12 protein-coding genes are annotated in these 14,958 nt (G+C 43.1%); 6 read left to right on the top strand and 6 right to left on the bottom strand.

Annotated elements, in window-relative coordinates; all coding sequences use genetic code 11:
* Positions 1-57 precede the first annotated feature (57 nt).
* The 4 genes from AB4298_RS02250 to AB4298_RS02235 all read left to right on the top strand — a co-directional run bounded on the left by AB4298_RS02250 (position 58) and on the right by AB4298_RS02235 (position 4,581).
* The gene (locus tag AB4298_RS02250) at positions 58-1,347 is read left to right on the top strand and encodes an FAD-dependent oxidoreductase FixC (RefSeq protein WP_371985613.1); all 1,290 of its coding nucleotides are present in this window, start codon (positions 58-60) and stop codon (positions 1,345-1,347) included.
* Positions 1,344-1,631: a ferredoxin family protein gene (locus tag AB4298_RS02245; protein WP_248999833.1), complete on the top strand. Its 288-nt coding sequence runs from the start codon at positions 1,344-1,346 to the stop codon at positions 1,629-1,631. The genes AB4298_RS02250 and AB4298_RS02245 overlap by 4 nt, the downstream gene beginning before the upstream one ends.
* A 267-nt stretch (positions 1,632-1,898) precedes the next feature.
* On the top strand, positions 1,899-3,239 hold the full coding sequence (locus AB4298_RS02240; protein ID WP_371985612.1) for an MFS transporter: 1,341 nt from the start codon (positions 1,899-1,901) through the stop codon (positions 3,237-3,239).
* Between the two features lie 202 nt (positions 3,240-3,441).
* A complete protein-coding gene (locus AB4298_RS02235) occupies positions 3,442-4,581 on the top strand; it encodes a hypothetical protein (protein WP_371985611.1) in 1,140 nt (379 codons plus the stop codon).
* 157 nt (positions 4,582-4,738) lie between these two features.
* Here the strand turns inward: AB4298_RS02235 and AB4298_RS02230 are convergent, their stop codons facing one another.
* Positions 4,739-6,241: an arylsulfatase gene (locus AB4298_RS02230; RefSeq protein ID WP_371985610.1), complete on the bottom strand. Its 1,503-nt coding sequence runs from the start codon at positions 6,239-6,241 to the stop codon at positions 4,739-4,741.
* A gap of 4 nt (positions 6,242-6,245) precedes the next feature.
* On the bottom strand, positions 6,246-6,632 hold the full coding sequence (locus tag AB4298_RS02225; RefSeq protein ID WP_371985609.1) for a DUF4345 domain-containing protein: 387 nt from the start codon (positions 6,630-6,632) through the stop codon (positions 6,246-6,248).
* 311 nt (positions 6,633-6,943) lie between these two features.
* On the opposite strand from AB4298_RS02225, the gene AB4298_RS02220 reads away from it, so the two are divergent.
* Positions 6,944-8,362, top strand: coding sequence for a magnesium transporter (locus AB4298_RS02220; protein WP_371985608.1), 1,419 nt, complete (start codon positions 6,944-6,946; stop codon positions 8,360-8,362).
* A 124-nt stretch (positions 8,363-8,486) separates the two neighbouring features.
* On the opposite strand, the gene AB4298_RS02215 is transcribed toward AB4298_RS02220, so the two are convergent.
* From AB4298_RS02215 to AB4298_RS02200, 4 genes are all read right to left on the bottom strand, one after another.
* Complete coding sequence (locus AB4298_RS02215) at positions 8,487-9,749, bottom strand: hypothetical protein (RefSeq protein WP_371985607.1); 1,263 nt, start codon at positions 9,747-9,749, stop codon at positions 8,487-8,489.
* Complete coding sequence (locus AB4298_RS02210) at positions 9,746-10,747, bottom strand: hypothetical protein (protein ID WP_371985606.1); 1,002 nt, start codon at positions 10,745-10,747, stop codon at positions 9,746-9,748. Before AB4298_RS02210 ends, AB4298_RS02215 begins: the two co-directional genes overlap by 4 nt.
* Positions 10,748-10,770: 23 nt before the next feature.
* Positions 10,771-11,334, bottom strand: coding sequence for an imm11 family protein (locus AB4298_RS02205; RefSeq protein ID WP_371985605.1), 564 nt, complete (start codon positions 11,332-11,334; stop codon positions 10,771-10,773).
* 261 nt (positions 11,335-11,595) lie between these two features.
* Complete coding sequence (locus AB4298_RS02200) at positions 11,596-12,360, bottom strand: class I SAM-dependent methyltransferase (protein ID WP_371985604.1); 765 nt, start codon at positions 12,358-12,360, stop codon at positions 11,596-11,598.
* 280 nt (positions 12,361-12,640) lie between these two features.
* Between AB4298_RS02200 and AB4298_RS02195 the strand changes: the two genes are divergently transcribed.
* The gene (locus AB4298_RS02195; RefSeq protein ID WP_371985603.1) at positions 12,641-14,935 is read left to right on the top strand and encodes a multiheme c-type cytochrome; all 2,295 of its coding nucleotides are present in this window, start codon (positions 12,641-12,643) and stop codon (positions 14,933-14,935) included.
* The last annotated feature ends 23 nt before the right edge of the window (positions 14,936-14,958 follow it).

Genomic DNA, 14,958 nt, shown 5'->3' with positions numbered 1-14,958 from the left:
CGCCTCTTCCTCATATGAGAGAGGCGACTAGCCAAATATATGTAGAGAGTGACGAGTATGTCAGAAGAATCATTTGACGCGATTATCGTAGGAGCAGGGCTTGCAGGCTGTGTTGCTGCATACGTTCTTGCGAAAGAAGGCGCAGACGTTCTAGTTATTGAACGCGGCAACTATGCTGGTAGCAAGAATATGACTGGTGGCCGTTTGTATAGCCACAGCTTAGAAAGAATCATCCCTGGTTTTGCTAAAGAAGCGCCAATAGAAAGAAAGGTAACTAAAGAAAAAGTCACCTTTCTAACCGACGATACAGGCGTCACTCTCGACTACCACAACGGCCGAGAACAAACTGCAATTGAAGAATCTTACACCTTGCTTAGAGGTGATTTCGACCAGTGGTTAATGGGCAAAGCTGAAGAAGTGGGCGCTCAGTTTATTAGTGGTATTCGGGTTGATGAAATCTTAACTCAGGACGGAAAAGTCATTGGCGTTAAAGCTGATGGTGATGAGCTAACGGCTAAATCCGTGATTCTAGCGGAAGGAGTTAACCCGGTTTTGGGTGAACAACTTGGCATGGTTAAGCGCGTTAAGTCTGATGCCATGGCTGTTGGAGCAAAAGAATTAATCGAACTACCGCAACAGGTAATTCAAGATCGTTTTAATCTTAATGATGACGAAGGTTGTGCATGGTTATTTGCAGGCTCACCCGCTAACGGTTTGATGGGGGGCGGCTTCATTTATACGAATAAAACGTCGGTTTCATTAGGTATCGTCTGTGGTTTACATGATATTGGCAGCTCAGATAAAACTGTACCGCAAATGCTTGAAGACTTTAAAAACCACGCCATGATTAAACCTCTCATAGAAGGCGGCAAGCTGATTGAATACTCAGGCCATGTTGTACCTGAAGCTGGTATTCATATGGTGCCAAAACTTGTTGATGACGGCGTATTAATTACCGGAGATGCTGCAGGTTTTTGCCTAAACATAGGCTACACAGTCCGCGGTATGGATCTGGCTATCGCCTCTGGTGAGGCCGCTGCAAAAGCAGTACTAGCAGCACGAGAGAAAAACGATTTTAGTGCACAAGGTTTATCTTCTTACCAAACATTATTAGAAGATAGCTTCATCATGAAGGATCTCAAGTTGTATAAAGAGTTGCCTAAATTCATGGAAAACCCGCGCATCTTCAATCAATACCCCAAGATGGTTGCTGATATTATGCAAAGCATGTTCACTGTGGATGGCAGCCCTTCGCAACCTATTAGAAAAACACTCATGAAGCACTGTAAAGAAGTCGGCTACATGAACTTAATCAAAGATGGCTTTAAAGGAGTGACTTCAATATGAGTAAACTAGTTAATGTCGATGTCAAACTTGGTGCCAATAAGTTCCATGTCGATGAAGGCCATGCACATATTATTTTAAAAGATAATCCAGATTTAAATGAATATCGAAAACTGGTTAATGCATGTCCAGCAGGGCTCTATAAATTAGAAGATGATGGAAGTATTCGATTTGACTCTGCTGGCTGTTTAGAATGTGGAACCTGTAAATTTCTTTGTGGTGAAACCATTTTAGAAAAGTGGGAATACCCAAGAGGAACGTTTGGTATCGAATATAGATACGGATAAAACCACACAATTCAATTAAATGTAATTTAGGGTTGGAATATATATTCCGACCCTTTAGTCGTGCACCAAAAATATATTTGTCGTCACTTCACAAATGCAAAACCTTTATTAAAAAATATAACAAAACACTATTCACATCACCGTTTTAATATTTTTACAGAGTAATATCTTCGCTGAGATTATAAAACATACAAATGGAGCTGGCACCTCCAAATAATAAATAAAATCATAATTTTAATTTGTAAATTATATTTGGTGGTAAGTCGCATGAAACCAAGAACTAACTTCGATGATATGGAGTTTACTCCGTTACACAGAAAAATAATGTTGTGGGGAAGTGGAGGCCCTTTTTTAGATGGCTATGTCTTGGTGATTATTGGCCTTGCCCTGCAACAACTCACCCCCGCATTAGAGCTTGATGCCCAATGGATTGGCTTAGTCGGAGCCGCTACGTTAGCGGGTCTATTTATCGGCACTGCACTTTTTGGCTATGTTGCTGATATTTTTGGTCGAAAATTAATGTTTATGATAGATATCATTGCTATCGCCGTGCTCTCTTTTGCCACAATGTTCATCTCTTCGCCTATTGAGCTTGTGGTCATGCGTTTTTTAATCGGTATTGTCATTGGAGCCGACTATCCTATTGCAACGTCAATGGTAGCGGAGTTTTCTCCGACTAAAAAACGTGCTTACACAATGGGCTTTATTGCCGCAATGTGGTACGTCGGCGCGACTGCTGCAAACATGGTTGGTTACCTTCTGTATGATGTAGAAGATGGTTGGCGCTGGATGTTTGGTAGCGCCATAATCCCTTGTTTGATAATACTTCTTGGTAGATTCCATTTGCCAGAGTCACCAAGATGGCTATTAAAAAAAGGACGTATTAAAGAATGTAAAGAAACAATGGAAAAGTACTTCGGTCCCAATGTTGATATTGCACATGAGTCTGCAGAGCAAACTAAATACAGTAAATTGTTTGAACCTGTGTATTTAAAAAGAATTCTATTTATCGGCTTCATTTGGACCTGCCAAGTTATTCCTATGTTTGCCATCTACACCTTTGGGCCGCAAATAATTGAACTCCTCGGTTTTACTGATGGAAAAGATGCTGCACTAGGTAATATTGTTATTAGCCTATTTTTTATGGCTGGCTGTATTCCTGCTATGTATTGGCTCAACTCTATTGGTCGTCGACCTTTATTGATCGGTAGCTTTGGCATAATGACTGCTTCGTTAGCTTTATTAGGCGTTGTTCCAGACCCGAGCATTTGGCTAATCATTGGTGCATTTGCGACCTATGCTTTCTTCTCTGGCGGGCCTGGCATACTACAATGGTTATATCCAAATGAACTTTTTCCAACAGAGATCCGCGCATCAGCAGTCGGGGCTGTCATGTCATTCAGCCGTATTGGCACCATAATTTCAACTTACGCATTACCTATTTTCATGGCCAATTATGGTATTTCTCCAACTTTATTAGTGGGTGCTGCTATCTCATTATTTGGTTTGATTATCTCAGTATTTATGGCTCCAGAAACTAAAGGATTAACGTTAGAAACAACCAGTTCTGCTGAATTTAAGAGCAAAAGGATTGCAACTAGCAACTAATAAAGGTTAAGGGCTTAGTTTAAATTAAGTAAACCAAGCCCTAACTGCTACTCCAGTTAATTATTAATTTATTTGCCAATAAATCATATTTAAAACTGAAGGAGTTCATATTATTTGAAAACAAAAAAGACAGCGTTATATAAATATTAATTAAGACAATAAACAAAAAATTTAACATGAATTTATAAGATATTGGGATAACATGATCATGAAATCAAATAAAGCTTTTTGCCTTTCTTTGGTTGCAAGTGCGCTAGCGCTTAGCAGCTTTAATACTATTGCAGCAGAACAAGAAGAAGATGGTATCAATATTCACGGTGGAGTACGTGTCAATTATGCCTATAAAGATTACAGCGAAAGCTCAAAGGATAAAGGCGGGGATGCTACTTTTGATATGCTTTCTTTACGCTTTGATGGTAAAAAAGGCAATTGGGGCTTGAAATCTGACTATCGCTTTACGGCTAATACAAACTACATCAAATACGGTTATGGTTTTTACGACTTCAACCCAGATTGGCAGTTACAATTTGGTATAAACAAGGTGCCGTTTGGTAACCTCGGATATATTTCAAATAGTTATTGGTTCGGCCTACCTTACTATCTAGGTTTCGAAGATGACCATGATATAGGTGTAAAGGCTGTTTACCAACATAACGGTTGGCAAACTGATATGGCGTTTTACAAAGGTGCAGAATACGGCCCTACAGAGAACAAACGCTATGCAGCAGATCTTTACAGCGGCACAATCAATGGTACTGAGTATCACAACGAAGAAACCAATCAAGTCAACTTACGCCAAACCTACACAATGGATTACCAAGGCGGCTCAACTACATTCGGTGCATCTGTTGAAGCAGGTCAGATTTATAACTCCGAAACGGGTAATAACGGTGACAGGTATGCCTTCGCAGCCCATTTAGATAGTACGTTTAAAGGCTGGAACTTACAGTTGCAAGCAATGCAATATGAATTTGATGCAGCTGATAGTGCTGATCATAATAAAATCGGTATTTCTGTCGTAAGTTGGCAGTTTGAAGTTGCATCTAAAGGCCAAGTTTACAGTGCCAACATAGCTAAAACACTGGCTACTGATTGGGGCAGCATCAAGTTTTATAATGACTTTGGCTTAATGACCCCAGATGTAGATGACGACAGCTACGATAATAGTATGCAAAACGTTTTAGGTGCCGCTATCAGTGCTGGCCCAACCTATACCCAAATTGACTTTATCATGGGTAAGAATATGACTTTCTCAACGGCTAACAACGACCATATCGGTCTGCCGGAAGTTGGCGACGATTGGGATAAACGCTTCAATGTCAGCGTTGCTTATTACTTCTAAAGAGTTCCACACTCTATTTGTGGCACTCACATTCTACAAGCCACTCGTAAAATGTTGATTTAACCACGTCACCCATAGCCTTCATTATTAATGAAGGCTTTTTTTACACATAATAAAAAAGCCAGCCCATCAATAAGCTAGCACTCTATCTTCTAAGTTAGTTACCAACACCACCATTGTTAACAGGGCCAGTTTCAGACGTTACTGCCGGCCACTGCTTAAACGTTGCAAGATGCTGTGCAACCGCAGCTTGTGCAGGACCAAACGCCCACATTTTTTGCCCCATCCATTTTAAATACATACCTGATTCTTCAGCCGCTCTTTCAAAAGGATCACGACGTAAATTAAATAATAACGGCGCATTTAGCTCTTCTTTAGGGCCACTCCAGCCTTGATTTTGTATTACAAAATGCGCTTTCCAATCACCTACCCTCACTGCTTGCAACTTATCTCGCTCGTAGTAAAAAATCTCTTTACGGCTTGAAGCGCCATTATCAGTCAGTAGTGACATTTGATTATAACCATCAAGGTGCGCCTTAAATCCTTTGTAACCCTTGAGCATTTGTTGTTTCAAATCATTAGGACCACCAGCAGCATTTACCAGCGTAGGCAATAAATCCATACCATCAAACATACCATTATTAACAACTCCAGCAGGGATCTTAGCAGGCCACTGGATCAAAAATGGGGCACGAACACCACCTTCCCAAGTTGTACCTTTTTCACCGTGGTAAGGCGTCATACCACCATCAGGCCAAGTCATAATTTCGGGACCATTATCTGCAGTAAAAATAATGATGGTATTGTCAGCAATACCTAACTCCTCAATCTTAGCAAGCATCTCACCAACATGGTCATCAAGATCTTTCATCACCACTTCTTGTAAACCCCAACCATTTTGGCCTAACATCTTTTCATACTTAGGCGATAAGTGAGTCCAAACGTGTCCGCGTGATGGGCAATACCAAGTAAAGAATGGTTTATCCTCTTTCACTGCTTTTTCAATAAAATTAATCGCGTGCTTATTCACTTCATCATCAAGTGTACGCATTCGTTCTATATGCAATGGGCCGTCATCAGTAATGATTTGGCCACCTTTGCCATCTGCTTTAGCATGAATCACATTACGTGGCGCAAATTGCTTAAATGCTTCATCTTTTGGCCAATCAGGATCTTCGGTATATTCCATCGCATTAAGATGATAGAGCCAACCCCAATACTCATCGAAGCCATGCATGGTAGGTAAAAAAGCATCCCTATCACCTAAGTGGTTTTTACCAAACTGCCCAGTAACGTAACCCTGTTCTTTTAGCAGTTCAGGTAATGTTGGCGTATTAGCATTTAAACCTACTGGTCCACCTGGCAAGCCAACAGAGTGCATACCGGTTCTTACTGGAAACTGCCCTGTTAAAAATGCTGAGCGTCCCGCAGTGCAAGAGGGTTGCGCATAGTAATCGGTGAGCAACATACCTTTTTCGGCAATGCTATCAATATTTGGAGTTTGGCTGCTCATCACCCCTCTGTGATAAGCGCTCAAATTTGAAATACCAATATCATCTGTAAAAATCACAAAAATATTTGGCTTGTTCTCAGCGGCAAAAGCTGCGGTAGATATAAATCCGTATAGGCAAATAACTAATATATACAAAATCCGTTTCATCTATTTATCCCTCTTTTTCAGTTTTTTTTATCATCGCAATACCCACAAGCCCAAAACCAACCTCTAGTAGTAAATAAACGACTAATAACCAATGCGGCCAACCGTCAAAAATAAGACTTAATGTTCGTCCAAACGCCAATCCAAACATAAATACAGTCAAGCTATAAAGGGCTGGTAATTGGTACTTTTTAATGAATGCCCCAAGCACCCAAAAAAGTACCAAAGCGAGATATAGGCCCATTACCGCTCTAAAAATATGCCTGCTGTTTATTGAACTAGCATCGATCTCAAAAAGATAGGCAAGTGAAGTGCTTGGTTGCAAACCATAACCTAAGGCAATTGGCGTTAAACCCACTGCCGCAACAAGCAAAAATTGTTGTTGGATCCGCATCGACTGTCCTTGTTAAATACGATTTGTATTTAAGGCTAGTCGACAAAGGTTAGTAATCAAGGAGGAACAATTAAATAATTACGTAAGAACAATAGCTAATGTTTAAAATCCTACTAGCAAAAGGCTTATCTAACAGTGGTATTTACCAAGTATATCTGCCACATAGTTAACCTCTACCGCACTTATCAAGAAAAATGCTACTATTGCCACGAATAACACTCAACCGCTACTGCGGTAAAAATCATTGTCAGTGAACTGTTTAATCAATATAGTTTCGCCCCTTTTCAAGTCTCACTTAAGGTCTGTTAGCCATGCCATTGCCAAAAGATGAACTCCCTATCGATAACAGCCAACATCTAAGCGATTCAGAATATGAAGCGCCTGAGTTAGCTATGGTAGAAGTGAGCCAATCGGTTGAGCAACTGACCAATGCTGAAGGTGACCAGCAAGCTGAGCTGTTCAATGACATGTTAGAAGAGTCAGAACCTGGAACAGTCGCGCTATTGCTAGAGTCATTACCGCTCGATGAGCGTTATGAGCGTTGGTCACAGGTTGATGCCGACGAACGTATTGCTGTACTCGATTTGATGCGTGCCGATCCACGTAACGGCATTCTAGATGAGATGCCTGAATCAGAACTCGACTTACTTTTCTCGCAAATTTCACCTGAAGACTTGATTGAGTGGAGTGACACTTTATCTGACGCGATGACCGAGCGTGCGCTGTCACAAATGGGCGAGCGCCAACGTCAGCACTATGATCGCTATGACCAATACTCTGAAAATGAAATTGGCCGTTATGCTGAGCATCAGTTTTTAGCACTAAACCTGACCTCAACCGTTTCTCAAGCGCAGCGCTTTTTCCGCCGAATCAAGCTCGACTGTAACGATCATGTATTTTTGCTCGATGATGATGACAAATACATTGGTAGCGTGCGCCGTCACGATGTATTTCGCGCCGCACCAGACGCAACTTTAGAAAGTTTATTATGGGAAGACAGTCGCTCAATTCTTGCAGACTCTAGCTTGATTGAAGCCGCTGAAGCGATTGAGCACAGTAACGAATTAGAAATCGCCGTTGTTGATACAAGCGGTATTATGATTGGCCGTATGACGCTGCGCACCGCCACGGCACTGGTGCGTGAACATTACGAAGCGCAGTTAATGGCAACCGCAGGTATGGACGAGGACGACGATTTGTTCGCGCCTATAACCGTAGGTGCTCGCCGCCGTGCAGTATGGCTGGGGATTAATTTACTCACAGCCTTTTTAGCATCTGCCACCATTGGCCTGTTTGAGAATGTATTAGAGAAAGTTGTCGCCCTAGCGGTATTGATGCCAATCGTCGCCTCAATGGGCGGTATCGCTGGTAGCCAGTCGTTAACTCTGATGATCCGCGGTATGGCCATGGGCCAGATCTCCTCGGGTAACTTCATGTCGTTGCTAAAGAACGAACTGGGTATTGGGATCTTAAATGGGGTGCTGTGGGCAACGGTGATTGGCTTAATTGCAGGCTACTGGTTTAACGACCCAATTATCGGCACTGTAATTGGCGCGGCCATTTTAATTAATATGGCGGTAGCGGCAATTGCGGGTGTGGTTGTACCGATGATTCTGCAAAAGATGAATCAAGACGCGGCGCTGTCCGGCTCCGTGATTTTAACTACGGTGACTGACGTAGTGGGCTTCTTCTGTTTCTTAGGTTTAGCTTCGGTACTGTACCTATACTAATTGCTGTTACTTACTGCTGTATTTTCCCTCGCGCAGAAACAACAAAGCCTAGCTAAATAGCTAGGCTTTTAACTATTAATGACAACCAATACCTCATCCACTCGCTCTTAAGTGAGTCAATCTACTAGGTTGCAACCTTTGGCTGGTTATCTTGCAGCGCTAACCTTACTGGTAGCCCTAGCTGAACTAAATGATTGAGAATATATCGGCCGCTCCAAGCCCAACCACTTAATGGAATGAGATTATTATCCACTCCAATTAGCTTTATATCACCGTCGATAGATAAACGTAGCGGAGCATTATCTTCGGCTCCAACTTGAACATCGGCGTGACTAATATAAGCGATTTCGGCACATGATATCTTTCTCGAATCATGGCCATTTATGCCGGGAGTTAGCAGCCAAGTTGCATCTTTAGTGATGCAAACGGACTTAAAGGTTCGAGACTTAACATCACTATAAAAGCTAAATATGTAGGCCAAACAAGGCAGGGCGAGCATGATAAACGCAATGACCATCATAAAGATCACGCCCCCATCTGACATTGACTCAGTCCTGTAAATAACATCACCGAACTTATTTCGATAGCGGCCAACAGGAAACATAAACTTAAACAGACCTGGCAGCCAAAAAACGTAAGCGTATAAACCAGTGAAGCTCAATAAAAATATCTTTACTCCATCACGCCACGACTGTTTAGTGATTGTGTGCCCCGTCATCATGGATAGGTGCTGATTGAGCTGCGCAATAACCGTTTTGGCATCATCGCCATCGAATGGGTTCTCTTCAAGAGAGATCGTGCCAACAAATACAAGCTCACGCTGCTTAGCTTCGCTTTGTTCCACTTCCTCACCAGCTAGCAGCGGGAACACTTCAACAGACTGTTTTACTAAATAGATATCAAACCTTTGCAGTAGCAAACAGTTAGACTGCTTGTTCTCCAGCAGCATATATTTCTCAGCCAAAGGTAAAACGAGCTCATCTTGCCGATGCAATCGTCTATAAACCAATACAGATAGACAGATTTGATAGGCCACAACACCAACCATTTGCATGGTGATATTCGCCAAAGCATAGAAGTTACTCGCTGCCGCAATCACAATGAAGCAACCAAACACCCATTTATCAAAGGCAGACATTCGCGCCGACTTTGATACCCGCAGTTCGTCATCTTGAAGGTAAATCTGCTGGCGTAACTTAGGTTTAAAAACAAAACTGACAATCACATAAAGAGTTGCGAAAATGGTTAGCACCAGCGAAATAGCCTGAGCATCATAAAAACACGCACCAATTAGAAAACCTAAGCCGATAGCTAAGGAGGCTTTTTGATACATACTTCGAATAAATGGAATTAATACTGTGTCTTGAATACTGACTGTTGCGCTCACTGTATCTCCATCGCTTTTCCGATTGGCGTTATGGCATCGATTAACTTATTCAAAAATGCTGACTCATCCTGCATAAAGCTATTTTTCTTATGCTCTACCAGCGTCACTTTCGGCAGTTTGGCCATTAAAATCAAATTCATTAGCTCTCGTTCTGGCGGATACTGATAATAAATCTTACCCATTACATAAGCATTATCACGCTGCCACTCAGCGAACGCTTTCGAAAAAACAGCACCGCTTGGCAAACTGATTTGTACAAATAACTCAGGCTCAACACATCGAGCGAAGTTATAAAGCCCGTGTAGTTCAAGTACAAAACATTTATCGAGTGCGCCATACATCCGGCTACGCGCAAAGCCAAGACTAGCTTGCTGCAGCTCCTCACTCGCGCGCTTACTATCACCTTGCATCAGCGCCACTAGAAAATTGATAACTGCAGCATCTAAGATTGGCAGCTTTTTTTTCAAAAATTTTTCAGCCAAAGCTAATGCTTCTGCTTGCTTAGCCTGATCTTGATAATACAGAGAGGTCATTAGATTCAGCGCTGGCGCGTTGTAGTAGGGGTACTTGCAAAATGGTAAGTCAGCAGGTGCAAATGTATGCATCACCTCAAAGTCATTACACGCAAAAGCAGCCATTATATTGTGATAAAAACTGCTGTGGTCAGTGCCACCAGCAGTGATGGCGCTCGATAATAGTCTTTGCCTTGTGGACTGAAAGATAACGTCATTAAGCATCTGGCAATCCTGAGTCTTGAACGCTTGATAACATCCAAATAGCTCAACCGGCTGAGTATCTTGTAGACATCTCGCTATCGCCTTTGGCAAGTCATCTCGATTTGCAAGTAACTTAACAGTGTCTTCTGGCTCAAGTTCAACGCTATATAATTGCTGCAACTCATCCCATGAACGGATGTAAGGGTATGTCTCAGCAAAACATTGCAGGCGATCTTCGGCAAGTTTGTTATAAAGGCTTAGATACTTTTGTGCATTTTCCATAATGATCTCAAGCAAGCATAAACTTATGTCGATGTAGCGGCGAAATCCGCAGGGACAAAAGCGATCCCACGAACACCGGCTTGCTCTAACGCTAGCTTGACTCGTTCGCTGACATAATAAACCTGTTTGTAATTCGATAAGGTGAAGCAGTCGTGAGCAATTATGCACTGCAAAAACTTCAGAGTATCGAGCTTTTCGCTCGACACCTTAGCATAGCCACCAATCACCTCTTTAAAGCGTTTGGCATTAGATGCTAAAGGGTCAAGTAGATCATAATCCGCGATACAATTCATAAAAGAATAACCGTTGCTAACAGTGTCACAATGCACTTCTACAGGCACAAACTGTATTCCGGTAAATCCGTTTATCTGGAAGATTCTTTGCACTTTTTCGCTAGCTAAAAAGCCAATACCGAGTTTTAAAAAGTCAGACATTGCCCGGCCTTCATAAAAGGCATCTAGGCTAACAACAGGCGGTGTAGCAAATGATTTAGGCTCTGTATGATAAAAGTTAAGCTGCTGAGGTTGATGCTCTGTGAAGCTCGCTTCATCAGGTTCAAATACTGCGGACAACAAATAATAATTCATAGGTAAACATACTCAGCAACAACGACCACAAAGCAGATGGTCTCTGATAATGCCATGTAAATCAATAGCATTTACTAATCAGTTCCGCGCTATCTTGCTATCGAATAATACCGAAAATTGCCTATTTCCTAGCGTTACTGGCGTTGTGAGTAACAAATATGAGGTAACAAAAAGCCCCTTACTATCGAGTTTAATAAGGGGCTATATAGCTGGTACTTGGCAGTTGCGACAAAATGCCAACACAATTAACTGTTTGTTATCTTACGAAGCCGTCATCGCCGCTTTTACGTATACATCGAAACGGTTTTTCTTAGTGGCAATCACCATGCTAGGTTTTACACCATCTAAGTCATCGGCATAATCAGGGCGCTTAACCACTACGCGCTTTGTGGCGAGTGCCATAGCCGGTGCTAATAAGCCATCAGCATCAAGATCGGCGCCAACTAATGACTGAAACACGCGCATCTCTTTTTTAACTAGTGCTGATTTTTCACGGTGCGGATACATAGGATCTAAATACACCACATCCACTTCAGTGTTTGTCGCCTGCGCTGCATCAGCTAATGAGTCAATACTAGAGCCGTGAAACAAGCTCATACGATCCTGCATCCAGCTACCAATTTCAGCGTCTTCATAAGCACGGCGTAAACCATCTTCTAACAGTGCAGCCACAATCGGATGACGCTCAACCATTAACACCTTGCAACCAAGGCTTGCTAATACAAAGGCGTCACGGCCAAGACCGGCAGTACCATCAACCACGGTAGGCATCACACCCTGCTTAAGACCTACGGCTTTTGCAATCGATTGACCACGACCACCACCAAACTTACGGCGATGCGCCACAGCGCCAGATACGAAATCAACCGAAATACCTTTCAGCTTTGGCTCATCACGCTTGATTAGCGTCAAGATATTATCTTCAAATACCAACTCAAACTCAGCGTCGGCATCATAAACCAGCCCCCAGCGCTCACAGGCTGATTCGATTGTAGGGTAATGTCGATTAAAGAAAATGCTGGTCACAATTAGGCTCTATGTTTGAGTGTTAACCTGCAGATAATACCACTCCTCGCTAAGAAACCATATCAACCGCCAGTGCCTGTTTTACATAAATTAGGCTTATTTCGGGCAATTTATCCCCTCAAAAAGCCTCAAAACAGCTCAAAGCAACTGAAATCTGCCTAAAAAACTTCAAGATAACTATAAGTAGGTAGATGTTCACATCCTAGTCGATCTGCTTAAGGCACACTTTTTCTGTCGTTGATAAATCAAACGGCTCTAAAAAGAAATAAGTAGGATAAAAATGATGATGAATCCAAAAACGTTTAATAAGAAGCTGTGCTACGCCACGTTTCTTGCTGCATGCTCAATCGGTATGACCGCATGTTCTGGTGATGACGGAAAAGACGGCGAAGATGGTCAGCCGGGCGGCAACACCAGCACTCAAGCCGAAGTATTAACGCTAACACTGACTAGCACCACAATTACCGATAACGTACTGAGTATCGACTTCAGCGCCGAGAACGAACTTGCTATTCCAGTAATAAAAATTGCTGCAATTAAAGTCAACGCAGCACAATTGTTGCCACAAATTGAAGGCGAGCGCTCACAATGGCAAAAGCTCGCAGGTGAAACCTGTTCGCCAGCTAAAGGCTGTGAAGGTACCTTAGTTGATAACATGGACGGTAGCTACCGCTACACCATGAATGCGCCACTTGCCATGAGCGATGTAAGTCATAACAGCGACTTTACCCAACGCGTCCTATTTAGCGTACTAGCAACTGACAATGTTCCAGCAACTGAAGTTATCTCAGACTTTAAAGTGGATGGTAGCGAAGTCACAGATAACCGCGGCATTATCGACGGTAGCTCATGTTTGAGCTGTCACGATGATATCGCGTCGATTAAGCACGGCGGCGCTAACATTGAAAACTGTGCAAGTTGCCACACCAGCAACAATATGGATAACCCAGAGATGGTTTGGCCGGTACTGGCTCACACCGCGCATATTGGTATAACACCTCAGGCGCTAGGCAATTGTGCAAGCTGTCATAGCAAAGAGGTCAGCGAATCAGAGCTTCAAGCGACCAACTGGAACCTAGTACCAACGCGTGAAACCTGTTCTAGCTGTCATGACATGACAACTAACCCTGTTTACGATCACAGCACCCAACCTGATAATGGCAACTGCTTGACCTGTCACTCGCCAGAAAATACCTACGAGGTACATTTAAGTAAGTCAGAAAACGCGGTAGCAGAAGATCAGCGAAATATTGTTAATATCAGCTTAGAAAAAGCCAAGCTGGTTGAACAAGATGGTGAGCATTACGCTGAAATCAGCTTTGCGCTGCTTGACCGCCAAGGCGAACGCATTAGCGTTGCTAACAACAATCCTGCCGATGCCGATTGGATTAAGAACCTGCAGCTATATGTTAACTGGGGCACCTCAGTCGACTTTACCACCAGCCGTGGTTACAGCATTTTTGTTAAGAGTAACAAGAAAGACATTACCCAAGACGGCAGTGGTAACACACCCGCTGGCGAGCGTGAGCGTACACCGCTACATGGCTCACAAGACAATGTGTTTACTTACTTAATGGGCCCAATTGTTACTCAAGACGCCATCTCAGGCGACTTAATTGATGATGCAGGCTTTATCACTAACCGCTTTATTTACTGCTTCGATAGCGCACAAAACCTAGTGAGCTGTGACCAAGCAGGCCACACTAAAAACGCTGAAGCGAACAAGCGTTGGTTCTTCGATAAAGATGGCCTAACTGACGCACCAGAAGCCAAACGCCCGGTAATTGTTAGCAACAAAACTTGTGGTACTTGCCATGGTTACGATGAGTTTAACGACAACACCGAGCTTGCTTGCCGTAGCTGTCACAGCCGCAAAACGGAGATCAACAAAGAACTAGCCGATACGACTTGCTTCTCAGGTCACGATCACGATGAGTTAGGCGAGCATATTCGTCCGTTTGAAGAGCGCGCTATGATGCCAGGTGGTAAGCCAGGTTTCTTAAGCTCTACAGCTGATATCGTTGACCCATGCTTAGCGTGCCATAACCCGAACACGCCGCCGACTCAGGCGATTCGTGAAATGCACACTAAACCAAGCGATTGGGATTATGTTGAGCAGTTAACCGTGAGCCACCCTGATCACAAAGTATGGATGCACTCACTACATACCAATCAACGAGCGACTCAAGATCGTGACAACGGCGTGCGTAATATCGAGTTCCCAGCAGATAAAGCTAACTGTTACCGCTGCCACGAAGGCGACACCTTTGGCGTTGACCGTCTAACGGCTGTGGGTCGTCCATTAGCACTAGACTTGGACTACGATCCAGATTCACGTGCTCACCCAGCAACCGATATCACGGTTGATGCTTACACCTCCCCCGTTTCAGCGACGTGTTACGCGTGTCATGCCAAACAAGAAGACGCTAACGGTAAGATGGTGATCAACAAAGCCGTACGTGCTCATATGGAGCAAAACGGTGGTCGATTCGGCGTTGCCGCAAACGAGCTGCAAGTTGAAGCGTGCGCCGTTTGTCACTCGCTAGACAACCTTAAACAGGTGCACAACCTTTAAGGTTAAACCCAAAAAGTAATTGA

It is taken from the genome of Shewanella sp. 10N.261.52.F9 (genome assembly GCF_041471165.1).
In the GTDB taxonomy this organism is placed as follows: Bacteria; Pseudomonadota; Gammaproteobacteria; order Enterobacterales; family Shewanellaceae; genus Shewanella; species Shewanella marinintestina.
This window is presented reverse-complemented; position numbering and strand designations above follow the sequence as displayed.

Coding starts and splice junctions, on each gene's coding strand:
- AB4298_RS02250 (WP_371985613.1), top strand. CDS start 58: ATGTCAGAAGAATCATTTGACGCGATTATCGTAGGAGCAGGGCTTGCA.
- AB4298_RS02245 (WP_248999833.1), top strand. CDS start 1,344: ATGAGTAAACTAGTTAATGTCGATGTCAAACTTGGTGCCAATAAGTTC.
- AB4298_RS02240 (WP_371985612.1), top strand. CDS start 1,899: ATGAAACCAAGAACTAACTTCGATGATATGGAGTTTACTCCGTTACAC.
- AB4298_RS02235 (WP_371985611.1), top strand. CDS start 3,442: ATGATCATGAAATCAAATAAAGCTTTTTGCCTTTCTTTGGTTGCAAGT.
- AB4298_RS02230 (WP_371985610.1), bottom strand. CDS start 6,241: ATGAAACGGATTTTGTATATATTAGTTATTTGCCTATACGGATTTATA.
- AB4298_RS02225 (WP_371985609.1), bottom strand. CDS start 6,632: ATGCGGATCCAACAACAATTTTTGCTTGTTGCGGCAGTGGGTTTAACG.
- AB4298_RS02220 (WP_371985608.1), top strand. CDS start 6,944: ATGCCATTGCCAAAAGATGAACTCCCTATCGATAACAGCCAACATCTA.
- AB4298_RS02210 (WP_371985606.1), bottom strand. CDS start 10,747: ATGGAAAATGCACAAAAGTATCTAAGCCTTTATAACAAACTTGCCGAA.
- AB4298_RS02205 (WP_371985605.1), bottom strand. CDS start 11,334: ATGAATTATTATTTGTTGTCCGCAGTATTTGAACCTGATGAAGCGAGC.
- AB4298_RS02195 (WP_371985603.1), top strand. CDS start 12,641: ATGATGATGAATCCAAAAACGTTTAATAAGAAGCTGTGCTACGCCACG.